The following is a 23,703-nucleotide window of genomic DNA, read 5'->3' as shown; positions in this document are numbered from 1 at the left end:
ACCCATCAGCTCCGGTTTGTAGCCCCGGTAAGCGCAGCGCCACCGGGGAGATATTTCCGGATAGCGGCTGGCGCCTTATCCGGGCTACTCGTCAGCTCCGGTTTGTAACCCCGGTAAGCGCAGCGCCACCGGGGAACAGGGATTACTGACTCAAATCCAGCTGATAAATGGCGAAGCCGATATCATCGGTGGCCACCTGACGCATCGGATACTGGGCTTTCTCTTTGATAAACGCCGCGGCTTTGTCGCCAGGCGAGGTCTCAAAACGGATATCCAGCGGCGTCTTACTGTGGATCGGCGCCAGACGCCAGTTGTTATCCGCCGCCGGATGGATCGCGCCATCCTTCTTCGATTGCGCGCCAATCCACGCCGCCAGCACTGAACGGTTTTCATCCGGTGAGGCGAAGGCGATATGGCTTTCGCCGGTGCCAGCGAATTTACCGCCGTACGCGCGATAGTTATTGGTGGCGACCAGGAAAGTGGCCTGCGGATCGACCGGTTTGCCGTTGAAGGTCAGGTGCTTAATACGCTCTGCCTGCGGATGGATCATCTGACATTCGCCGTCGTAGCGGGCCGGCTGAGTGACGTCGATCTGGTAGTTCACCCCGTCAATCACGTCGAAGTTATAGGTGCGGAAGCCGTCCCAGTTGATCAGCGACTGCGGCTTGCTGCTGGCGGGATCGATCTGGTTAAACTGCCCGGCGGAGCACTCCAGCCACTCCTTGACCTCCTTCCCGCTGACCTTCATCACCACCAGGGTGTTCGGGTAGAGATAGAGGTCGGCGGCGTTGCGGAAGGTAAGCTGGCCTTTTTCCACTTCCACGAAGCTCGCCGGATCGTTTTTACGCCCGCCGACTTTAAACGGCGCGGCAGCGGAGAGTACCGGTAGTTTCGCCAGATCCGGGTCGCCCTGAATGTAGTGTTCAACGTAGGCTTTCTGCGCCATGTTGACCACCTGCACCGTCGGGTCGTCCTGCACCAGCGCCAGATAGCTGTACATGTTGTCGGCGGACTTGCCGATCGGCTTACTGACGAACTCGCGAGTAGCGTCGTGATCGGCTTTCAGCACCGCCACCAGCTTACCGTCTTCGTCCGCCAGCGATTTCTTCGCCACCGCGTCGTAGATTGGCCGTGCTTCCGCTTTACTCTGAGTCACCTGCCATTTGCCGCTGTCGTTGTTCAGCACCAGATCGACCACCCCGAGATGATCGCCCCACATTCCCGGCATCACCGCCGGTACGCCGTTCAGCGTCCCTCTGGCGATATCCGCGCCTTTAATGTTGGCGAAGTCTTTGCCTGGGAATACCGCGTGGGCGTGGCCGAACATGATGGCGTCAACGCCGGGCACCTGGCTTAAGTAGTAGACTGAGTTCTCGGCCATCGCCTGATACGGGTCGGCGGAGAGGCCGGAGTGAGCGACCACTACCACCACATCAGCCCCTTTCGCCCGCATCTCCGGGATATATTTGCGCGCGGTTTCGGTAATGTCGTTGACCGTCACTTTGCCGCTAAGATTGGCTTTATCCCAGGTCATGATCTGCGGCGGCACAAAGCCGATATAGCCGATGCGCAGGGTGTGGGATTGACCTTCGCTGTCCTGAACCGGGGTATCCTTGATCAGGTACGGGGTGAACAGCGGTTTGCCGGTTTTGGCATCGATGATATTGGCGTTCACGTAGGGGAATTTCGCCCCGGCTAGCGCCTTGTGCAGGAAGTCGAGGCCATAGTTGAATTCATGGTTGCCCAGGTTGCCGACGGCATAATTCAGGGTATTCATCGCCTTATACACCGGATGAACATCGCCCTCTTTCAGTCCCTTGGCGGCCATGTAGTCGCCCAGCGGGCTCCCCTGGATGACATCCCCGTTATCCACCAGTACGCTGTTTTTCGCTTCTGCCCGCGCCTGTTCAATCAGGGTGGCGGTACGCACCAGGCCGAATTTTTCCGTGGCGGCATCTTTGTAATAGTCAAAGTCCATCATATTGCTGTGCAGATCGGTGGTTTCCATGATCCGCAGGTCGACCGTTGCGGCGTTGACGCTGGCGGCGATCAGCGTGGCCAGGAGCGTTGCGCTAAACTTAATCATCAGAGGCGTCCTTTTTTATGAGCGATAGCACAGAAGAAAATGTATTTATATTCTGTTGCTTACAGAAATGTGAATCTTGCCAGAAAAGCGGGCAGAGAAACCGCCATCGTTATCACAGATAGCGGAACTTGCGGTGATGCGATATAAATAAAACAACAAGTTAACGCCACTGTAACCAGACGAGGTGGAGAATGTTAGAACAAGTATGTCAGCTTGCACGGAACGCGGGCGATGCCATCATGGAAGTTTACGATGGAAACCAGCCGATCAACGTCGCCAGCAAGAAAGATGATTCTCCGGTCACGGCGGCGGATCTCGCGGCGCATAAAGTCATTGTCAGCGGCCTGCAGGCGCTGGATGCCACCATTCCCATTCTGTCGGAAGAGGACCCGCCGGCCTGGGAAGTGCGCCAGCACTGGCAGCGCTACTGGCTGGTCGACCCGCTGGACGGCACCAAAGAATTTATTAAGCGTAACGGCGAGTTCACCGTTAATATCGCGCTGATTGAAAACGGCAAGCCGACGCTGGGCGTGGTCTATGCGCCGGTGATGAAGGTGATGTACTGCGCGGAAAAAGGCAAAGCCTGGAAAGAAGAGTGCGGCGTGCGCAAGCAGATCCAGGTCCGCGATGCCCGTCCACCGCTGGTGGTGATCAGCCGCTCCCATGGCAACGATCCGGAGCTGCAGGAGTACCTTGAGCAGCTGGGCGAGCACCAGACCACTTCCATCGGCTCCTCGCTGAAGTTCTGCCTGGTGGCGGAAGGCCAGGCCCAGCTCTATCCGCGCTTCGGGCCGACCAGCACCTGGGACACTGCCGCCGGCCATGCCGTCGCGGTCGCCGCCGGGGCGCATGTTCACGACTGGCAGGGCAAAACCCTCGACTACACGCCGCGTGAATCCTTCCTCAATCCCGGCTTCCGGGTCTCTATTTATTAAGCAATTTATGCAGCAGGTCGATCACCTGCTGCACCTCTTGCTGAGTGAGCGCGCCGTCTTTGGCCCACTGGATGCGCCCGCTCTTATCCAGCACCACAATCGCCGAGCTCTTCTCGTCCAGCTGCCAGGCTTTTCGCACCAATCCATTGCTGTCGACGATAAATTGCGACCATGGGAAGAGCTTTTTATTGCTTTCGATACTGTTGCGCACAAACATACCGGTGCCCGGGATGGCATCGTCGGTATTGACGATGGTGGTGGTCTGATAGCGATCGTGCGGGAAGCCCGCCGCTTTAATCGCCTCGATCAGATTGGCATTTTTCTCTTTTGCTGACGAGCGTCCGGCGATGTGCTGGACGACGCGCACTTTTCCCGCCAGCTGCGAGCTATTCCAGTTTTTATAGCTAAACTTATCATTATCCAGAATTAATTCGCCCCGATCCGCGACGCCGACCGGCGCCACGCGCTGGCCATCGACAAAGTTATGCGCTGAGGCCAGCAGCGGCACGAGGAGTAACGAGGCGGCCAGTATGCTACGTAGGGTCATACGGTTTCCTTAATCATTTTTTGTGCAGGTGATCCGACCACTTGGTCTCGTTTAATCATAAGTGCGATTGGTGGTGATTACCCGCAATGAGGATGCCAGTTTGCGTGTTGACGCACAAATTAGTCGAAAAACGGCGACTTATACTTACTTCATCGTATGTCTGAAACGAAAATTCTGAATTAATGTCATCAAAGGGTAAATAAACTTATACATACTGGGTCCCTCTGAGATTCTGGACTATAGTTTTAGGGCATTAAAATTTGCGCTCCCGATACGTGGGCTAACTGTGGCACCACAGGAGCGTAACCCTGGCAGGAGAGAAGAATGAAAATTTTCCAACGCTACAATCCGCTGCAAGTGGCGAAGTACGTGAAGATCCTGTTTCGTGGACGGTTGTACATCAAGGACGTTGGCGCATTTGAATTTGATAAGGGCAAAATCCTTATCCCGAAGGTCAAGGACAAGCTGCATCTGTCAGTGATGTCCGAAGTCAATCGTCAGGTGTTGCGTCTGCAAACTGAGATGGCATAACCTGAAACGTAGCAGTACGTAGTAGGTAAAAGACGGCTCCCGATGGGAGCCGTTGATGTTTTTAGCCCTTCATTTCCGCATAGCGTTTGCGATATTCGCCCGGTGGAATACCGTTATGTTTACGAAACAAGCGGGTGAAATAGACCGGATCGCTGTAGCCTACCGATAAAGCAATTTTGTTAAGCGGGAGCGAGGTGCTCTGAATAAGCCACCTGGCGCGGTTGATGCGTTGCGTTTCCCGCCATGCATAAACCGTTTGCCCCAGTTCATTTTTGAAAAGGTGCGCCAGACGTGAAGGGGAGATAAATACCATCGCCGCCAGGGTCTCGATTTTTACCTCCTGCGCAATATGGGCGTTGAGGTAGTCGCAGACGGCGTTAATCCGTGGGTCGTGGGCGTGACGGTTGCTGATGGGCTGTCGCTGAAAACAGTGAAGGATCAATCTTTCCAGGGCGTTCATCGCCAGCGCTTCCGACAGCGGCGCGGATGCCGAGTGATGGCGTATCACTTCGTAGAACAGATCGCGCAGCTGCTGGAGCTGTTCGGGATCGTTAATGGTTGTTTTGCCGATACCGTGAGTAGTTTGGTCCCACTTTAGCCAGTCTATCCAGTAGGGGCGGGGGATAAAGTAGATCCACAGATGGTCCCAATACTCGCTGTGCTCGTCCCTGCCGTAGTGATGGGGCACCCCGGGAGGAAACAGCAGCAGATCGTTTTCCCGGCACAGAAGGAAGCCATCGCCCGCCTTCGCCCGCGCCTGGCCGCGCAGGGTCAGATTAATGATGTAACCTTTCATCCCCTGCGGGCGGTTAATGTAGTAGTCCAGCGTGGAGCCGCGGGTAATCGGCGTGAAGCCTGCGACGACCCAGGCATTGAAGGTAAAGGTCTTCATCAATGGAGAGAAATTGAGTAGCTCATTGATATCCAGTTCCATTCTCTCTCCCACCTGAGCGCCGCCGCGTCGTTAGCTTTCGATGATAGTAAATTCCCAGGCCCTGAGGCGCAACGGCTGGCCGACGTATACTGTCTCCCCGTTCAGCAGCGCGCTACCCGCGTTCTCGCTGACAAATTCCAGCGTCTCGCCGGAGTAATTGAACAGGAAGTGGATGGTTTTCCCGGCGCGATTACGCATTTTTTTGACCACTAATGGGAAGCGATAGGCGGAAGTGCGCGAGCGCAATGCGATCTCGGCGGTTAGTACATCAAACAGCTGGCTAATCAATCCCTTCTGCGGCAGGAAGCCAACATACATCGCTCGTCCCCGGCCATAATCCGCTTCGGTGGCGGCGGCGTATTCGCCCCATGCCGGATGCTGATAGCGCAGCAAGGTGCGGGTCCCATCATCGGGTGTCAGCAATTCCATCCACAGCTCAGCCTGATTGTCATTGCGGCAATCAATCTCTGCACAGCAAGAGCTTACCGTCGTCCCTTCCGGCAGGGTGAACTGGCTGTAGCTGACGCCGCAGCTCTGCCGCAGGATCCCAGGCTGCGCGCTGCGGCGTACCTTGACGTTTTCATCGCTAAAGCCCGATTTAAAGCCGATAAGCGCTCTGCCGCCCTCGGCGATATAGTGATTGATCCGTGCCAGCAGGCCATCATCGGCAGCGTACAGGCCGGGAACGATCAGCACTCGGTAGCGCGAGGTTTCCTCGTTTACATCGTGGATGATGTCGAGGCTGATATTGTGGTCATACAGCGCATCGTGGAAGCGGCGAAAGATATTGTTATAAATGTTGCCCTCGGCATCGCCAGGACGGAAGTGATTGAGGGCGTCCATTGCCTCATTGCTTATCAGCAGCGCAACGTCGTTTTCGGCCTTCAGCTCCGCCAGCTGCGGCGACAGGCGGGCAAAGTCAGCCCCGATAGTGGTGGCCTCCTGCCAGGTCGGGTTACGCGAGAAGTCGTGGCTGAGCAGCCCCTTCCAGTAGGTTTCGAAGGCGTTATGAATCGAATGCCAGTGCCAGTAGGAGACCATGGCGGCGCCGGAGGCGATATGGCTGAACGCCTGCAGGCGCAGCTGGCCCGGGTAGGGAGTCCACTGGGCGAAGCCCTGCGCCTGGGTTTCCAGCACGAAGTAGTTCTGGCCCGGCTTAAGCGAGCGGGTGATGGCGCCGCCAAAGGCGATTTCCCGCCCGGTCAGGTGTGCCTGGCTCGGGTGATAGATATCGACGCCGGCGATATCCAGCGCCTGCGCCGCCGCAAAATGGTCGACCCGCGGCTGCACGCCGTAAGAGTAACCGCGCCATTCAAAATCGAAGTTGTGGGTGACGAACTGGTGCGGTTGGGCGTACTCGCGCACAATCTCCGCCTGCCAGGCCAGATACTCGGTGACCTGCTGGCGCTGATAGCGGGAGAAGGCGCAGGCGAGGCTGGCGTTGATGGTGTTTTCCACCGGCGGAAAATCCTGCCAGCGGTCAATGCGGTTGCTCCAGTAATCCAGACCGAAATCGTGATTCAGTTGTCGGAGGTCTGGATATTTCTCCTGCAGGCTGCGCACGAAGCCCTCCTGCATATAGCGGCCAATATTGTCGTAATGCTTGGTTTCGTTATCCAGTTGCCAGCCGATAATCGCCGGATGGTGTTGCACATGGGCCATCAGCGTGCGGATAATTTTTTCGGCATAGCGGCGAAAGGTCGGGTTGACGATATCCATGATCTGCCGCGGACCATATTTTTGCTGCCCCGCGACGGTGGTGACCAGAATATCGGGATGTTTCGCCGCCAGCCAGGCCGGGACCGCGTAGGTGGGCGTCCCGACGATGACCGCAATGCCGGCCTCATGCATCGCCTCGAGCACCCGGTCGATATGGTAGAAATTGTACTGGCCCTCTTCGGGCTCCAGTGTACTCCATGTGGACTCGGCGATACGCACCACGTTAATGCCGGTTTCGCGCATTAAGGCGATATCGCTGGCCAGCCGATCTTCCGGCATATATTCATCGTAATACGCCACGCCATAAAATAACTGAGACATGCAGACTACCTCCTGACATTAATTCGCGGGCACAGGTTGTGAAGAGAACACGCGTGCTTTATCCAGCGTGATAAACGAAATGAGCGTGAAGCACAGGGCGATACTACCGAGCACGATATAGCTGCTGGTAAAGCCCATGCTCTGGTACATATGGCCGATGCCGGTGGAGAGAAAAATAGAGCTAAAGCTTTTTGAAAACTGGAAGCCAATTAAGTAAACCGTCGCGGAAAGCAGGGGGTTAAAGTTAGCGGTAATATATTTAAGCGCCGCGACGAGTAACACCGAGCTTTCAAATCCATGGAGTAGTTTAATCAGGCTGATGGATACCGGGCCAATAGCCCACGCGGAACCGATAATGCGCAAGCTCATAATCAGCCCGCAGTATAACAGCGCATTTTTCGGGCCGATTTTATTCACAAACCATGGCGCAAAGAACATCACGATGGCATCAAGGAAAATCTGACCCGTGGTTAAATAACCGAAGACTTCTGCACCCCGGGCTTTACTCTCAAAGAAATGGCTGTAGTAGATAGCGAACTGCTGGTCATAGGTTTCATAGACCGCCCCGACGCCAATGACATAGAGGGCGAAGAACCAGAATTTTTTAATTTTTAACAACGAGACGGCATCGCGGAGGGTAACCGGCGACGTTTTGCCGGACAGCAGCCCCTGCTTTTGATGGGTGCTGATCTGCATTTTCCAGACAATCACCAGCAGGCAGACGCCTGCTGCGCTGGCCAGCCAGAAAATCATGTTCTGATCGATGCCGTAGAGCTTTCCTGCCGCAAAGGTGCCGATCGCGGCGCCGATGCCGCCGAACATCCGCGCCCGACCAAATTCGAAGCCGGAGGCGCGGCTGACCTTATCGATGTAGGCTTCGCAAATCCCGCAGCCTGCGCCGTAGGCCATGCCAATATAGAGGCCGCCAGCCAGCGCGCCGAGGAACACATTTATTTTTAACAGAGGCGCGAAGACATAGATCCAGTATGGAGCGAATAAGGTGATAATGATCGCCAGCATCCACATCAGATTCTTACGATACACCAGCTTATCCGATATAAAACCGAATAATGGCTGAACGCAGACGGCCACAATGGCAGTGAAAGAATAAACCAGACCGACGTCCGTGTAGTTAATACCGATGGTTTCCGTTAACCACAGTGATAAATAGGGGTAGCAGCATCCCCAGCCTATAAAGAAAAACAGGAAAAACAGACAGCTGATAAAGTAATTTTTATTCGACGTTATCATGGTAACCCTCGCTTCCTTTATTCAGGAATATGATCGTATAGACGCGAGCAACGTTACCTTTTTGCGCACGGGGGAGTCATAAACGTTTCGCTATCGAGCAGTAATAATCTGCTATCGGCAGAGGGGCGTGAGCCGCTTCACATTCGGGCAATAAAAAGGGCGGATGATCATCCGCCCTTAAGAGAGAGAAAGGATTACGCTCAGGCGTTCTGGCTTTCCGCCGCTTCCGCCTGCTTGGGCACCAGCACCGTGGGCTTGTTATCGATGCGGGTCACCAGCAACTGGTCGATACGGTAGTTATCGATATCCACGACCTCGAACTTATAGCCGGAGAACTTCACCGCGTCGGTGCGTTTGGGGATTTTACGCAGCATAAACATCATAAAGCCGCCGATGGTCTCGTAGTTCCCGGACTGCGGAAACTCGTCGATATCCAGCACGCGCATCACGTCATCAATCGGCGTACCGCCATCGATTAACCACGAGTTTTCATCGCGGGCGACGATCTGCTCTTCCAGCCCCTGGCCGACGAGGTCGCCCATCAGAGTTGTCATCACGTCGTTAAGGGTGATGATCCCGACCACCAGCGCATATTCATTCATGATCACCGCAAAGTCTTCCCCGGCGGTTTTGAAGCTTTCCAGCGCTTCGGACAGGGTCAGGGTATCCGGGACGATCAGCGTGTTGCGGATCTGCACGCCGCCGGTCAGCACCAGGCTCTGGTTCGCCAGCACGCGGTTCAGCAGATCTTTTGAATCGACGTAGCCGATAATGTGGTCGATATCTTCATTACAGACGAGGAACTTCGAGTGCGGGTGTTCGGCCACTTTATTCTTCAGGCTCTGCTCGTCTTCATGCAAATCAAACCAAATGACGCTTTCACGCGGGGTCATGGAGGAAGGAACGGTGCGGGACTCCAGCTCGAACACGTTCTCAATCAGCTCATGCTCCTGCTTGCGCAGCACCCCGGCCAGCGCGCCGGCTTCGACCACGGCATAGATATCGTCGGAGGTGATATCGTCTTTCCGCACCATCGGCAGTTTAAAGATGCGGAAGATCATGTTGGCCATGCCGTTAAACAACCACACCAGCGGGCGGAAGACTAACAGGCAGAAGCGCATCGGGTTGATGATGCGCAGGGCCACAGTTTCGGGCGCAATCATACCGATGCGTTTCGGAGTCAGGTCAGCAAACAGGATGAACAAGCTGGTGACCAGGGTAAAAGAGATGATGAAGCTCAGTTGCTCGGAGAGCTCCGGTGACAAATACCCGCTGAGCAGGCTATGAAACGCCGGTGAGAAAGCCGCGTCGCCCACAATACCGCCAAGAATGGCGACGGCGTTGAGGCCAATCTGCACGACGGTAAAGAAGGTGCCCGGGTTCTCCTGCATCTTCAGCACCCGCTGTGCGTTGACGTTGCCTTCATCGGCCAGCAGTTTCAGTTTGATTTTACGTGAGGCGGCCAGTGAGATTTCCGATATCGAAAAAAACGCACTGACGGCTATCAGACAGAGTATTACTAAAATACTGTTTAACATATCTTTTCTGACCGTTGAGGTCAGATCCTCGGAAGGGAAGTTGATAACTTAAATGTGGAATACATAAAAAACCGGTCCGAAGGCGCTGGACCGGCTGTCACACTGGGTAGTATAGCGTAAGGGAATGTAAAGCCGCCAGAGCGTTCATTAACCGCCTCGCTGTTGAGGCGGAAATCAGAATTACGCCTGAGGCGGCAGGCAGACGCCAATGCCGCCAATGCCGCAATAGCCGTGCGGGTTCTTATACAGATACTGCTGGTGATCGTCCTCGGCATAGTAGAACGGTTTGGCGGTGGCGATCTCGGTGGTGATGTGACGGGTATCGTGCGCGTCTTTCATCGCCGCCTGGAAGCGCGCGAGGCTGGCCTTTGCCGCTGCCGTCTGTTCCGGCGTCAACGGATAGATCGCCGAACGGTACTGGGTGCCGAGGTCGTTACCCTGTCGCATGCCCTGCGCGGGGTCGTGATTTTCCCAGAACACCTGCAATAACTGCTCATAGCTGATGACCTGCGGATCGTAGACCACGCGCACCGCTTCCGCGTGACCGGTCTGGCCGCTGCACACTTCGCGATAGGTCGGATTGGGCGTATAGCCGCCAGTGTAGCCGGCGGCGGTGCTGTAAACCCCCGGCAATTGCCAGAACAGACGTTCAACTCCCCAGAAGCAGCCCATGGCGAACAGTGCCACTTCCATCCCCGCCGGGACGTTGGTCATCGAGTGGCCGTTAACTGCGTGGAGCGTCGCCACTGGCATCGGGGTATTGCGTCCAGGCAGCGCATCCGCCTGGGCGACAAGATGCGTTTTATCAAATAGACTCACGGTGGGCCTCTCAATACAGAAATCGTCGTTAAGGTTGTAACGAAGCGTGTCTTTTAACACAATAAATACGCGTAATACGTCTAGATTAATACATAAGAATTATTTGGGTTATTGCCACTTTTTCAACCCTAAGTTGTTAGGGTTTTGTTAAGCCGTGGAGCGGCGCCAGTGTTTCCTGTAGGGGGAAACAGGGATATTCAGGAGAAAATGTGCTAAAAATCCGCCAGTTATGTGTCACCAGCCTTTTGCTGGTCAGCGGGGTCGCCAGCGCAGCGAATGTGCGTTTGCAGGTTGAGGGATTATCCGGAGAGCTGGAGAAAAACGTTCGCGCCCAGCTTTCCACCATCCAGAGTGATGAGGTCACGCCGGATCGTCGCTTTCGCGCGCGCGTCGATGACGCCATTCGCGAAGGTCTGAAAGCGCTGGGATATTACGAGCCGACGATTGAATTTGATCTGCGTCCGCCGCCGAAAAGGGGCCGTCAGGTGCTGATCGCCAAAGTGACCCCGGGTGAGCCGGTACGCATTGGCGGAACCGAGGTGATTCTGCGCGGCGGCGCCCGCACCGACAGCGACTATCTGGCGCTGTTGAAAACCCGCCCGGCCATCGGGACGGTGCTCAACCACGGCGATTACGACGGTTTCAAGAGCTCATTGACCCGTGTCGCCCTGCGCAAAGGCTACTTTGACAGCGAGTTCAATAAAAGCCAGCTTGGGGTCTCCCTCGACCGTCATCAGGCGTTCTGGGATATCGATTACGACAGCGGAGAACGCTATCGCTTTGGCCGCGTCACCTTCTCCGGATCGCAAATTCGCGATGAATACCTGCAAAACCTCGTGCCGTTTAAAGAGGGCGACTACTACACCTCGCAGGACCTGGCCGAGCTAAACCGCCGCCTGGCGGCGACCGGGTGGTTCAGTTCGGTGGTGGTGGCGCCTGATTTTGCTAAGTCACGAAAAACCAAGGTGCTGCCTCTGCAGGGCGTTGTCTCGCCACGCAAAGAGAACACCGTGGAAACCGGGGTAGGGTACTCCACAGACGTCGGTCCGCGGGTGAAAGCCACGTGGAAAAAACCGTGGATGAACTCCTATGGCCACAGCCTGACCTCCAGCGTCAGCCTCTCCGCCCCGGAGCAGCAGTTTGACTTCACCTATAAAGTCCCGCTGCTCAAGAGCCCGCTCGAGCAGTACTATCTGATGCAGGGCGGCTTTAAGCGTACCGATCTCAATGACACCCAGGCCGACTCCACCACCCTGGGGGTCTCGCGTTTCTGGGAGATGTCGAGCGGCTGGCAGCGGGCGATTAACCTGCGCTGGAGCCTGGACCACTTTACCCAGGCGAACGTCACCAACACCACCATGCTGATTTACCCGGGGGTCTCGGTGAACCGCACTCGCTCCCGCGGCGGCCTGATGCCTACCTGGGGCGATTCGCAGCGCTACTCGGTGGACTACTCCAACACCATGTGGGGCTCGGACATCAACTTTATCGTGATGCAGGCTCAGGACGTCTGGATCCGTACCCTCTATGACCGCCACCGCTTTGTGGTGCGTGGCAACCTGGGCTGGATCGAAGCGGACAACTTTGACAAGGTGCCGCCGGACCTGCGTTTTTTCGCCGGGGGCGATCGCAGTATTCGCGGCTATAAATACAAATCCATCTCGCCGAAGGACGATGACGGCAAGCTGATCGGGGCCTCGAAGCTGGCCACCGGCTCGCTGGAATATCAGTACAACGTCAGTGGCAAGTGGTGGGGCGCCGTGTTTGTCGATAGCGGCGAAGCGGTCAGCGATATTCGCGAGAGTGATTTCAAAACCGGCGCCGGGGTAGGCGTGCGCTGGCAGTCGCCGGTGGGGCCGATCAAGCTGGATATCGCCCGGCCAATCGGCGACAAAGAAGAGCATGGTTTACAGTTTTACATCGGTCTGGGGCCTGAATTATGAGTTTATGGAAGAAGATAAGCCTCGGCGTATTAATCGTGTTGGTTCTCCTGCTGGGCACCGTCGGGTTCCTGGTGGGCACCACCACCGGCTTGCATCTGGTGTTCAAAGCGGCGGATCGCTGGGTGCCGGGGCTGGAAATCGGCAAAGTGACCGGCGGCTGGCGTGATTTAACCCTCGATAATGTCCGCTATGAGCAGCCCGGCGTGGCGGTGACCGCCGGCCAGTTTCATCTCAGCGTCAGGCTGCGCTGTCTGTGGGACAGCAGTCTGTGCGTAAACGACATCTCGCTGCGCGATATTTACGTCGCCGTCGATACGAAGAAGATGCCGCCCTCTGCGCCGGTCGAGGAAGAGGACAGCGGGCCGCTGAATCTCTCCACCCCTTATCCGATCGCCCTCAGCCGCGTCGCGCTGCATAACGTCAACGTCAAAATCGACAATACCGCGGTCTCCGTGCGCGATTTTTCCACCGGCCTGAACTGGCAGGAGAAAAACCTGACCCTGACGCCGACCTCGCTGCAGGGGCTGCTGATCGCTCTGCCGAAGGTGGCGAAAGTGGCGCAGGAGCAGGTGGTCGAACCGAAAATCGACAACCCGCGACCGCAGGAGAAACCGCTCGGCGAGACGATGACCGACCTCTTCTCGCAGCCGGTACTGCCGGCAATGACCGATGTGCACCTGCCGCTGAACCTCAACATTCAGGCGTTCCGCGGCGAGCAGCTGCGCCTCACCGGCGATACCGATATCACCGTGTACAACCTGCTGCTGAAAGTCAGCAGTATCGACGGGCAGATGAAGCTCGACGCCCTCGACATCGACTCCGATCAGGGCAAGGTCAGCGCTTCGGGCAGCGCCCAGCTACAGGATAACTGGCCGGTAGACATCACCCTCGCCGGAACGCTGAACGTCGAACCGATGAAAGGGGAGAAGGTGCAGCTGAAGGTGGGCGGCGAGATACGTAAAACGCTTAAGGTCGGAGTGGACTTAAGCGGGCCGGTCGCGGCCACGCTGCGGGCGGACGCGCAGCTGGCGGAGGCCGGGCTGCCGCTCAATATGGAGCTGAAAAGTAAGCAGCTCGCCTGGCCGTTCAGCGGCGAGAAGCAGTTCCAGGCCGACGACGTCCAGCTGAAGTTCAGCGGCAAAATGACCGACTACGCGCTGGCCTTCTCCACCGCGGTGAAAGGCCAGTCGCTGCCGCCGGCGAAAATCGCCCTCAACGCCAAAGGCAATGAGCGGCAGATCAATCTCGACAAGCTGACGGTCAATGCCCTGGAAGGGAAAACCGAGCTGAAAGCGCTCCTCGACTGGCAGCAGGCGATCAGCTGGCGCGGCGAGCTGACCCTCGACGGCATCAACACCGCCAAAGAGGTGCCGGACTGGCCATCGAAGCTCAATGGCAGGATCAAGACCCAGGGCAGCCTGTACGGCGGCAGCTGGCAGATGTCGGTGCCGGAGCTGAAAATTACCGGCAACGTGAAACAGAACAAGGTGGATGTTTCGGGCTCGCTGCAGGGCAACAGCTATCTGCAGTGGAAAATCCCGGGGCTGCATCTGGCGTTAGGCCCGAACAGCGCCGATATCAAAGGCGAGCTGGGGGTGAAGGATCTGAATCTCGACGCCACCATCGATGCGCCGCACCTGGATAATGCGCTGCCGGGGCTCGGCGGGACGGCGAAGGGGCTGGTGAAAGTGCGCGGCACTGTCGATGCGCCGCAGCTGCTGGCGGACATCACCGCCCGGGCGCTGCGCTGGCAGGAGCTGACCATCGCCCAGGTCAACGTCAAAGGGGATGTGAAATCCACCGATCAGATTGGCGGCAACCTGGACGTACGGGTGGATCGCATCAGCCAGCCGGGGGTGAATATCAGCCTGGTGCAGCTCAATGCCAAAGGCACTGAGAAGCAGCATGAGCTGCGGCTGCGGGTGCAAGGCGATCCGGTTTCCGGCCAGCTGGCGCTGGCGGGCAGCTTCGATCGTCAGGCCGAGCGCTGGAGAGGCGCGCTAAGCGATACCCGCTTCCAGACGCCGGTGGGTCCGGTGGCGCTAACGCGCAGTATCGCGCTGGACTACCGCAACCAGGAGCAGAAAATCAGCATCGGGCCACACTGCTGGACCAACCCGAACGCCGAGCTCTGCGTGCCTGAGACCATTGACGCAGGCGCCAGCGGGAGGGCGCGGGTGAATCTCAACCGCTTCGACCTGGCGATGCTCAAGCCGTTTATGCCGGAGGCGACCCAGGCCAGCGGCGTCTTTACCGGTAATGCCGATGTCAGCTGGGACACCACCAAAGAGGGGCTGCCGCAGGGTAAAGTGACCCTCAGCGGGCGCAACGTCAAAGTGACCCAGGTGGTCAATGACGCCCCGCTGCCGGTGGCATTCGATACGCTGAACCTCAGCGCCGACCTGCATAACAATCGCGCGGAGCTGGGCTGGCTTATCCGCCTGACCAACAATGGCCAGCTGGATGGGCAGGTGCAGGTCACCGACCCGCAGGGGCGGCGTAACCTCGGCGGCAACGTCAATATCAGCAACTTCTCGCTGGCGATGATCAACCCGATTTTCGCCCGCGGTGAAAAGGCGGAGGGAAGGCTCAACGCCCGTCTGCGCCTGGGCGGCAACGTGAAGAGTCCGCAGCTGTTCGGCCAGATGCAGTTAAGCGGGGTGGATATCGACGGCAACTTTATGCCGTTTGATATGCAGCCGAGCCAGCTGGCGATGAACTTCAACGGCACGCGCTCGACCCTGCAGGGGACGGTGAACACCCGTCAGGGGCAAATCGCCCTCAGCGGCAACGCCGACTGGACGCAGATCGATAACTGGCGGGCGCAAATTGCGGCGAAAGGCAGCCGGGTGCGGATCACGGTGCCGCCGATGGTCCGTCTCGATGTATCGCCGGACGTGGTGTTTACCGCCACGCCAAGCCTGTTCAACCTCGATGGCAAGGTGGATGTGCCCTGGGCGCGGATCGTGGTCAACGAGGTGCCGGAGAGCGCGGTTGGCGTGTCTTCTGATGAAGTGATGCTCGACAAAAACCTCAAGCCGATTAATCAGCAGAGCGCCGGGATCCCGATCAACAGCAACCTGACGATCCACGTCGGCAACAACGTTCGTCTGGAAGCCTTCGGTCTGAAAGCGCGTCTGACCGGCGATCTGAAAGTGGCGCAGGACAAGCAGGGGCTGGGACTCAACGGGCAGATCAATATTCCGGACGGCCGCTTCCACGCCTATGGCCAGGATTTGATTGTGCGCAAAGGGGAACTGCTGTTCTCCGGTCCGCCGGATCAGCCATTGCTGAATATCGAAGCAATTCGTAACCCGGATGCCACCGAAGACGACGTGATCGCCGGCGTTCGCGTCACCGGCTCCGCCGATCAGCCGAAAGCGGAGATCTTCTCTGACCCGGTTATGTCCCAGCAGGAAGCGCTGTCTTATCTGCTGCGCGGCCAGGGTTTGAGCAGCGGACAGAGCGATAGCGCCGCGATGACCTCAATGCTTATTGGTATGGGGGTTGCACAAAGTGGTCAGGTTGTGGGTAAAATCGGCGAGACGTTTGGCGTAAGCAATTTGGCGTTGGACACCGAAGGGGTAGGCGACTCTTCCCAGGTGGTGGTCAGCGGCTATGTACTGCCGGGTCTGCAGGTAAAATACGGGGTCGGTATCTTCGATTCCCTGGCGACGCTGACTTTACGTTATCGCCTGATGCCTAAGCTATATGTGGAAGCGGTGTCTGGCATCGACCAGGCGCTCGATTTGCTCTATCAGTTTGAGTTTTAGCAATGCGAATATTTGTTTACGGCAGTTTACGACGCAAACAAGGCAACAGCCACTGGATGACCAACGCCCAGTGGCTGGGCGCTCATAGTGTCGACGATTATCAGCTGTACAGCCTGGGCCACTATCCAGGCGCGGTGCCCGGCGAAGGCACAGTACATGGTGAAGTTTATCGTATTGATGCATCGACGCTGGCCGAACTGGATGCGCTGCGCACCAAGGGGGGCGAGTATGCGCGCCACCTGATTCAGACGCCTTACGGCAGCGCATGGATGTATGTCTATCAACGTTCCGTTGAGGGTTGTACGTTGATAGCGAACGGCAACTGGTTGGATCGCGACCAGTATTAACCATGACAGCGCCACCTTCGGGTGGCGTTGTTTTTTTCTGCGCCCGCCTCTTACCAGAGCGGAAGATAATCCTTCGCCAGCCACGCTGTGGAAGCCAGCGTCGTCAGCGCGAGGAATAATAATCGTCGTGTTGGGGTGCTAAACATTACATGACCTCCTCGAGCGTGGTAGGAGGGGCAGCCCCCCGCAGGTAACGCCGCATCGCCGATCGCAGCTTCAGCCAGTCAGCCACCCGGCGTGACAATAACCAGGCCGTTGGGCCTATCAGCTCCAGCACCGCCAGTACCCCACCAAAACAGAGTAACAATAAGGACAGCATGTCCAGCGAATCCTGAACCTGCCACCAGACGCGCCGGCCTGACTGAAGGGCGCTGACGAGTTCTACTCCGAGAAATAACAGATACATCACCAGCGCGAGGCCGTAAAACAGGTAATAGAGCAGCGACAGCTGTCGGCGTCCAGGATAGAGCGGATGGTTTTTTATATAAGCCGCGCCGTCGCTGGCATTGTATAGCGCATGGATCGCCCGGCTGTCGCGCTCGTATACGGCGAGGATGCGATCGCCGGTGGCAAGAAACGGCGGCTGACAACGGTAAAACACCGGATGCAGCGCGAAATTAGCGCAGCCTGCCTGCCACCAGAAGGCCAGCGGCAGGGAACCGCATTGTATCCCGAGGCCGTGATATTCGCGGGTTGGATTGCCTGCATACCACTTCTTAAAGTGGGCGTCGATGATGATGTCTGCCTGAGCGGCATAGCGTTCCGGCAGGGCTTGCGTAAAAGGCATTGCCGACTGGCGGAGGGCTTGCGTCGTGGCGGGTAGCGACTGGCAAAAGGAGACGTCGCGTCGGCGGGCCAGCGCCATCTTCGCCAGCAGATCGCGCATGGCGGGGTGCCGTTTTAGCGCCGGGTGGAACAGAAGCTCGTAGAGCCCGGTTAACAGCGCGATGAAGGCCAGTATCGCGATAATGCCGCAGCCGAACTTTCCCCATTCTGAGGCGCTCACCATGAGCGGGATAAGGGTGATGATGAGCGTCAGCAGGCTGATAAACAGCAGTGGCCGGGCCCAGCGCTTTACGTATTGACTGGGCTCAAGGAGCGTTTCGCCATCGCTGAGCCAGTGGATCCAGTAACTGCCGTTGTCCAGGCGGCGGGCGCCAAGATGCAGGGGCTGATTGATCTTCAGACGGTCAAAAAGTGCGGGGTCGTTAAAATAGCGTTTATCGGTATAAAAGACATGCTCGCCGGCGATAAGGCGCAGATACCCCTGTTTTTCAGAGGCGGCGGTCGTGAAGCCAGAAAAGTTAAGAGTGAAATAGCGAACGCTTTTCACGGGACACCCTCCATGGTGTTATCGCGGCAATCCGTGCCGCAATCAGGCAGGGGATGACCCTGCCTGAGACAGAATTACTTCTGCTTAGCGCGCTCGAAAGAGGCAACGATTTCGGCTTTCGCCGCTTCCGCGTTGTCCCAACCGTCGACTTTAACCCATTTGCCTTTTTCCAGATCTTTGTAGTGCTCAAAGAAGTGAGTGATCTGGGCTTTCAGCAGTTCCGGCAGGTCGTTCACATCATTGATGTGATCGTATTCTTTGCTCAGCTTGGTGTGCGGTACGGCAACCAGTTTCGCATCTTCACCGGATTCGTCGGTCATCTTCAGAACGCCAACCGGACGGCAGCGGATCACGGAGCCCGGCTGCAGCGGGTACGGAGTCGGGACCAGCACGTCAACCGGGTCGCCGTCCAGGGACAGGGTGTGGTTGATGTAGCCGTAGTTGCACGGATAGAACATCGCTGTGGACATGAAACGGTCAACGAACAGTGCACCGCTCTCTTTGTCGACTTCGTATTTGATAGGATCTGCGTTCGCCGGGATCTCGATCACGACGTAGATGTCTTCCGGCAGATCTTTGCCCGCAGGTACGTTGAGTAAGCTCATGTCTGTTTCCTTTAAAATGTATGGCAAACAAGTGCTCGGTATTATAGCCAACTCACATCGAATGTCTTCGCTTCTTTTTCCCGATCTCGCCGCGGAGTGCTCTGAATTTTGCACGCCATAATGACATGAAAATCCATAAACATAGCCACATCATGAATAAATTTATGTAACCGTTTTCATTGCATGTGATTGATTTATCAAACTGCTTAAAAAAACGTCACAAACCGCCGCTGCCGCGCTCCCCGCGAAGCCTTATCCGCTCTCCGCTGGGCAATGGGGCTGTCATTAACATCTCATTTACTTTTTTGAAGTGTGATGTAACGCATTCAGTTACATCACCGATTGTCTATAGTTTGTCCGCAGGTGAGACTTTAACCAACAATAACCCTACGAGGATACCCTTATGTGGAAGCGCTTACTTCTTGTCACAGCAGTTTCCGCAGCTATGTCGTCTATGGCGATAGCTGCCCCGCTAACCGTAGGTTTTTCGCAGGTCGGTTCTGAATCCGGCTGGCGTGCGGCGGAAACCAGCGTCGCGAAAGAGGAAGCCGCCAAGCGCGGTATTACGCTGAAGATCGCTGATGGTCAGCAAAAACAGGAAAACCAGATCAAAGCGGTGCGCTCCTTTATCGCCCAGGGGGTTGACGCGATCTTCATTGCGCCGGTGGTGGCCACCGGCTGGGAGCCGGTGCTGAAAGAGGCGAAAGAGGCCAAGATACCGGTCTTCCTCCTCGACCGTTCCATTGATGTGAAAGATAAAGATCTCTACATGACCACCGTGACCGCCAACAACGTGCTGGAAGGCCAGCTGATTGGCGACTGGCTGGTGAAAACCGTCGACGGTAAGCCGTGTAACGTCGTTGAACTGCAGGGCACCGTCGGGGCCAGCGTGGCCATCGACCGTAAGAAAGGCTTCGCCGACGCTATCGCCAAAGCGTCGAATATCAAAATTATCCGCTCTCAGTCCGGCGACTTCACCCGCAGCAAAGGGAAAGAGGTCATGGAGAGCTTTATCAAGGCGGAGAATAACGGCAAAAACATCTGCATGGTATTCGCTCATAACGACGATATGGCCATCGGCGCCATCCAGGCCATTAAAGAAGCCGGTCTGAAGCCGGGCAAAGATATTCTGACCGGCTCCATCGACGGCGTGCCGGATATCTATAAAGCGATGATCGCCGGCGAAGCCAACGCCAGCGTCGAGCTGACGCCGAATATGGCCGGCCCGGCGTTTGATGCGCTGGAGAAATACAAAAAAGACGGCACCCTGCCGGAGAAGCTGACCATTACTAAATCGACGCTGTATCTGCCGGATACGGCTAAAGAAGAGTTAGAGAAGAAGAAAAATATGGGCTACTGAGTGGCTAGCCCCTCATCCCGGCCCTCTCCGCAAGCGGAGAGGGTAACAGGCAGCGTTCCAGTAACCCCGGCAAGCAGAGCGCGAACCGGGGCAACCTGACATCATTTGAAGGTGATATCGATTATGAGCGCCGAGGCACACCAGGAGATCCTTCGCACCGAAGGACTCAGTAAATTCTTCCCCGGCGTTAAGGCGCTGGATAACGTCAACTTTAGCCTGCGGCGCGGCGAAATCATGGCCCTGTTGGGCGAAAACGGCGCCGGAAAATCGACGCTGATCAAAGCGCTTACCGGCGTTTACCATGCCGATCGCGGCACCATCTGGCTGGAAGGCCAGGCCATTTCCCCGAAAAATACCGCCCATGCCCAGCAGCTGGGGATCGGCACCGTTTATCAGGAAGTGAACCTGCTGCCGAATATGTCGGTGGCGGACAACCTGTTTATCGGCCGTGAGCCGCGGCGGTTTGGCCTGCTGCGGCGTAAAGAGATGGAGGCCAGGGCGACGGCGCTGATGGCCTCCTATGGCTTTTCCCTCGATGTGCGCGAGCCGCTGAACCGCTTTTCAGTAGCGATGCAGCAGATCGTCGCTATCTGTCGGGCTATCGACCTGTCGGCCAAGGTATTGATCCTCGACGAGCCCACCGCCAGCCTCGATACTCAGGAGGTGGAGATGCTGTTTACCCTGATGCGCCAGCTCAGGGATAACGGCGTCAGCCTGATCTTCGTCACCCATTTTCTCGACCAGGTCTATGCGGTCAGCGACCGCATTACCGTGCTGCGCAACGGCAGCTTCGTCGGCTGCCGCGAAACCCGCGAGCTGCCGCAGATTGAGCTGGTGAAAATGATGCTGGGCCGCGAACTGGACCACAACGCCCTGCAGCGGGCGGGCCGAACCCTGCTGAGCGATAAGCCGGTGGCGGCGTTCGAAGGCTACGGCAAGAAAGGCACCATCGCCCCGTTCGACCTGCAGGTCCGTCCGGGCGAAATTGTCGGCCTCGCCGGCCTGTTGGGTTCCGGACGCACTGAAACCGCCGAAGTGATCTTCGGCATTAAAACGGCGGACAGCGGGAAGGCATGGATCAAAGGCAAACCGCAAACCCTGCGCTCTCCGCATCAGGCCTCCTGCCTCGGGATCGGCTTCTGTCCGGAGGATCGCAAAACCGACGGCATTATCGCCGCCGCTTCGGTGCGGGAAAATATCGTCCTTGCCCTGCAGGCGCAGCGCGGCTGGCTGCGGCCGATACCCCGGCGTGAACAGAACGAGATCGCCGAGCGCTTTATTCGCCAGCTGGGGATCCGTACCCCCAGCGCGGAGCAGCCGATCGAGTTTCTCTCCGGCGGCAACCAGCAGAAGGTATTACTTTCCCGCTGGCTGCTGACCAAACCGCAGTTCCTGATCCTCGATGAACCGACCCGCGGCATTGACGTCGGCGCCCACGCGGAAATTATTCGCCTGATTGAAACCCTCTGCGCCGATGGTCTGGCGCTGCTGGTCATCTCCTCTGAACTGGAGGAGCTGGTGGGTTACGCCGATCGGGTCATTATCATGCGCGATCGCCGGCAGGTGGCCGAGATCCCGCTCGCCGAGCTCTCTGTACCGGCGATCATGAACGCTATTGCGGCATAAGGAGTAACTCATGATGCCTCGATCTCTTTCGCAAACCGGCCCGGAGAAGCGACGCTTCACCTGGCCGAAGGGCACCCCGCAGATCATTGCTCTGCTGCTGGTTCTGCTGGTCGACAGCCTGGTGGCGCCCCATTTTTATCAGGTGGTGCTCCAGGATGGCCGCTTGTTTGGCAGCCCAATCGATATTCTCAACCGCGCCGCTCCGGTGGCGCTGCTGGCCATCGGCATGACGCTGGTGATCGCCACCGGCGGAATCGACCTGTCGGTGGGGGCGGTGATGGCGATTGCCGGCGCGACGGCCGCCTCGATGACCGTCGCCGGACACAGCCTGGCGGTGGTGCTGCTGGCCTCGCTGGCGGCGGGCGCGCTGGCCGGGCTGTGGAACGGCATCCTCGTGGCGGTCCTTAAGATCCAGCCCTTTGTGGCGACGTTGATCCTGATGGTGGCCGGACGCGGGGTAGCGCAGTTGATCACTGCCGGGCAGATCGTCACCTTTGATTCCCCTGCGCTGGCGTGGCTTGGCAGCGGATCGTTTCTGCTGTTTCCGACGCCAGTGATCGTCGCCGCTGCTACGCTGCTGCTGTTCTGGCTGTTTACCCGTAAAACGGCGCTGGGCATGTTTATCGAAGCGGTGGGGATCAATATCCGCGCGGCGAAAAACGCCGGCGTTAATACCCGCATCGTGGTGATGCTGGCCTATGTCCTGAGCGGCGTCTGCGCGGCGATCGCCGGGATCATCGTGGCGGCGGACATTCGCGGCGCGGATGCCAATAACGCCGGGCTATGGCTGGAGCTGGACGCCATTCTGGCGGTGGTCATCGGCGGCGCTTCGCTGATGGGCGGGCGATTCAACCTGCTGCTGTCGGTGGTGGGGGCGCTGATTATCCAGGGCATGAACACCGGGATTTTGCTCTCCGGCTTCCCGCCGGAGCTCAACCAGGTGGTGAAAGCGGTGGTGGTGCTGTGCGTACTGATTGTCCAGTCGCCGCGCTTTATCGGTTTACTGAAAGGGGTACGCGGCCATGATAAAACGTAATTTACCGTTGATGATCACCCTCGCGGTGTTTGTGCTGGGCTATCTCTACTGCCTGACGCAATTCCCCGGCTTTGCCTCGACGCGGGTGATCTGCAATATCCTGACGGATAACGCCTTCCTCGGGATCATCGCCGTGGGCATGACCTTCGTGATCCTCTCCGGCGGGATCGATCTGTCTGTCGGGTCGGTGATCGCCTTTACCGGCGTCTTTCTCGCCAAAGCGATTGGCTTTTGGGGAATATCACCGCTGGTGGCGTTTCCGCTGGTGCTGGTGATGGGCTGCGCCTTCGGCGCGTTTATGGGGCTGCTGATTGACGCCCTGAAGATCCCGGCCTTTATCATCACCCTCGCCGGCATGTTCTTCCTGCGCGGCGTGAGCTATCTGGTGTCAGAGGAGTCGATTCCGATTAACCACCCGGTGTATGACACCCTGTCCGGGCTGGCATGGACCATTCCCGGCGGCGGACGCCTCAGCGCCATGGGGCTGCTGATGCTGCTGGTGGTGGTGGCCGGTATTTTTGTCGCCCACCGCACCCGCTTCGGCAACCAGGTGTATGCCATCGGCGGCAACGCGACGTCGGCGAATCTGATGGGGATTTCCACCCGCAGCGCCACAATCCGTATCTATATGCTCTCCACCGGGCTGGCGACGCTGGCCGGGATCGTCTTTTCCATTTATACCCAGGCGGGCTATGCGCTGGCGGGCGTCGGCGTGGAGCTGGACGCCATTGCCTCGGTGGTGATCGGCGGCACGCTGCTCAGCGGCGGCGTTGGCACCGTGCTGGGAACCCTGTTCGGGGTGGCGATCCAGGGGCTGATTCAGACCTACATCAACTTCGACGGCACCCTCAGCTCATGGTGGACGAAAATCGCCATCGGCATTTTGCTGTTTATCTTTATCGCGCTGCAGCGTGGGCTGACCGTGCTGTGGGAAAACCGGCAGAATGCGGCGGTGACGCGGGTGAGCGGGGCGGGGAGTCGCTAAGCGAGAGGCTCCTC

18 protein-coding genes are annotated in these 23,703 nt (G+C 57.5%); 9 read left to right on the top strand and 9 right to left on the bottom strand.

All coding sequences use genetic code 11. The annotated features are described in order from the left end of the window. Positions 1–142: 142 nt before the first annotated feature. Positions 143–2,086 (bottom strand): 2',3'-cyclic-nucleotide 2'-phosphodiesterase, encoded by a 1,944-nt coding sequence (gene cpdB / locus KHQ24_RS13740; protein ID WP_032456889.1) that lies wholly within the window; start codon positions 2,084–2,086, stop codon positions 143–145. Positions 2,087–2,277: 191 nt separating this feature from the next. On the opposite strand from cpdB, the gene cysQ reads away from it, so the two are divergent. After that, complete coding sequence (cysQ, locus tag KHQ24_RS13735) at positions 2,278–3,021, top strand: 3'(2'),5'-bisphosphate nucleotidase CysQ (RefSeq protein WP_211777324.1); 744 nt, start codon at positions 2,278–2,280, stop codon at positions 3,019–3,021. On the opposite strand, the gene KHQ24_RS13730 is transcribed toward cysQ, so the two are convergent. Further along, entirely contained in the window at positions 3,011–3,568 is a 558-nt protein-coding gene (locus KHQ24_RS13730; protein ID WP_004206478.1) for a YtfJ family protein, read from the bottom strand. The two genes, cysQ and KHQ24_RS13730, sit on opposite strands and share 11 nt — an antisense overlap. A 324-nt stretch (positions 3,569–3,892) precedes the next feature. Here KHQ24_RS13730 and KHQ24_RS13725 point away from each other — a divergent pair, with 324 nt between their 5' ends. Then, entirely contained in the window at positions 3,893–4,099 is a 207-nt protein-coding gene (locus KHQ24_RS13725) for a DUF1107 domain-containing protein (protein WP_002886707.1), read from the top strand. A 61-nt stretch (positions 4,100–4,160) separates the two neighbouring features. Here the strand turns inward: KHQ24_RS13725 and araC are convergent, their stop codons facing one another. From araC to msrA, 5 genes are all read right to left on the bottom strand, one after another. After that, positions 4,161–5,033: an arabinose operon transcriptional regulator AraC gene (gene araC, locus KHQ24_RS13720; RefSeq protein WP_004206480.1), complete on the bottom strand. Its 873-nt coding sequence runs from the start codon at positions 5,031–5,033 to the stop codon at positions 4,161–4,163. 30 nt (positions 5,034–5,063) lie between these two features. After that, positions 5,064–7,073, bottom strand: a complete 2,010-nt coding sequence (locus KHQ24_RS13715) for a beta-galactosidase (RefSeq protein WP_211777323.1) — start codon at positions 7,071–7,073, stop codon at positions 5,064–5,066. A gap of 18 nt (positions 7,074–7,091) precedes the next feature. Further along, positions 7,092–8,324, bottom strand: a complete 1,233-nt coding sequence (locus KHQ24_RS13710) for an oligosaccharide MFS transporter (RefSeq protein ID WP_017900583.1) — start codon at positions 8,322–8,324, stop codon at positions 7,092–7,094. Positions 8,325–8,524: 200 nt separating this feature from the next. Further along, on the bottom strand, positions 8,525–9,862 hold the full coding sequence (locus KHQ24_RS13705; RefSeq protein WP_004206485.1) for a hemolysin family protein: 1,338 nt from the start codon (positions 9,860–9,862) through the stop codon (positions 8,525–8,527). Between the two features lie 180 nt (positions 9,863–10,042). Continuing rightward, entirely contained in the window at positions 10,043–10,681 is a 639-nt protein-coding gene (msrA, locus tag KHQ24_RS13700; protein WP_211777322.1) for a peptide-methionine (S)-S-oxide reductase MsrA, read from the bottom strand. A 209-nt stretch (positions 10,682–10,890) separates the two neighbouring features. Between msrA and tamA the strand changes: the two genes are divergently transcribed. Genes tamA through KHQ24_RS13685 form a run of 3 tightly spaced genes read left to right on the top strand, consistent with a single transcriptional unit; the run spans position 10,891 to position 16,744 of the window. After that, on the top strand, positions 10,891–12,624 hold the full coding sequence (tamA, locus tag KHQ24_RS13695) for an autotransporter assembly complex protein TamA (protein ID WP_211777321.1): 1,734 nt from the start codon (positions 10,891–10,893) through the stop codon (positions 12,622–12,624). Continuing rightward, positions 12,621–16,397, top strand: coding sequence for an autotransporter assembly complex protein TamB (gene tamB / locus KHQ24_RS13690; protein WP_211777320.1), 3,777 nt, complete (start codon positions 12,621–12,623; stop codon positions 16,395–16,397). The genes tamA and tamB overlap by 4 nt, the downstream gene beginning before the upstream one ends. 2 nt (positions 16,398–16,399) lie before the next feature. Next, positions 16,400–16,744, top strand: a complete 345-nt coding sequence (locus tag KHQ24_RS13685; RefSeq protein WP_002886724.1) for a gamma-glutamylcyclotransferase family protein — start codon at positions 16,400–16,402, stop codon at positions 16,742–16,744. Between the two features lie 145 nt (positions 16,745–16,889). Here the strand turns inward: KHQ24_RS13685 and KHQ24_RS13680 are convergent, their stop codons facing one another. Then, positions 16,890–18,077 (bottom strand): hypothetical protein, encoded by a 1,188-nt coding sequence (locus KHQ24_RS13680; protein ID WP_186602555.1) that lies wholly within the window; start codon positions 18,075–18,077, stop codon positions 16,890–16,892. Between the two features lie 74 nt (positions 18,078–18,151). After that, positions 18,152–18,682 carry an inorganic diphosphatase gene (gene ppa, locus KHQ24_RS13675; protein WP_002886766.1) on the bottom strand — a complete coding sequence of 177 codons (531 nt, stop codon included), beginning with the start codon at positions 18,680–18,682 and terminating at the stop codon, positions 18,152–18,154. Positions 18,683–19,085: 403 nt separating this feature from the next. Between ppa and ytfQ the strand changes: the two genes are divergently transcribed. The 4 genes from ytfQ (at position 19,086) to yjfF (ending at position 23,689) form a co-directional block, all read left to right on the top strand. Next, complete coding sequence (gene ytfQ / locus KHQ24_RS13670; protein ID WP_002886769.1) at positions 19,086–20,042, top strand: galactofuranose ABC transporter, galactofuranose-binding protein YtfQ; 957 nt, start codon at positions 19,086–19,088, stop codon at positions 20,040–20,042. A 123-nt stretch (positions 20,043–20,165) separates the two neighbouring features. Beyond that, the gene (ytfR, locus tag KHQ24_RS13665; RefSeq protein WP_008807146.1) at positions 20,166–21,668 is read left to right on the top strand and encodes a galactofuranose ABC transporter, ATP-binding protein YtfR; all 1,503 of its coding nucleotides are present in this window, start codon (positions 20,166–20,168) and stop codon (positions 21,666–21,668) included. A gap of 10 nt (positions 21,669–21,678) precedes the next feature. Then, positions 21,679–22,704, top strand: a complete 1,026-nt coding sequence (ytfT, locus tag KHQ24_RS13660; protein ID WP_004206491.1) for a galactofuranose ABC transporter, ATP-binding protein YtfT — start codon at positions 21,679–21,681, stop codon at positions 22,702–22,704. Further along, a complete protein-coding gene (gene yjfF / locus KHQ24_RS13655; RefSeq protein WP_002886825.1) occupies positions 22,691–23,689 on the top strand; it encodes a galactofuranose ABC transporter, permease protein YjfF in 999 nt (332 codons plus the stop codon). Before ytfT ends, yjfF begins: the two co-directional genes overlap by 14 nt. The last annotated feature ends 14 nt before the right edge of the window (positions 23,690–23,703 follow it).

Source organism: Klebsiella sp. 54, assembly GCF_018223875.1.
Lineage (GTDB): Bacteria > Pseudomonadota > Gammaproteobacteria > Enterobacterales > Enterobacteriaceae > Klebsiella > Klebsiella quasipneumoniae.
This window is presented reverse-complemented; position numbering and strand designations above follow the sequence as displayed.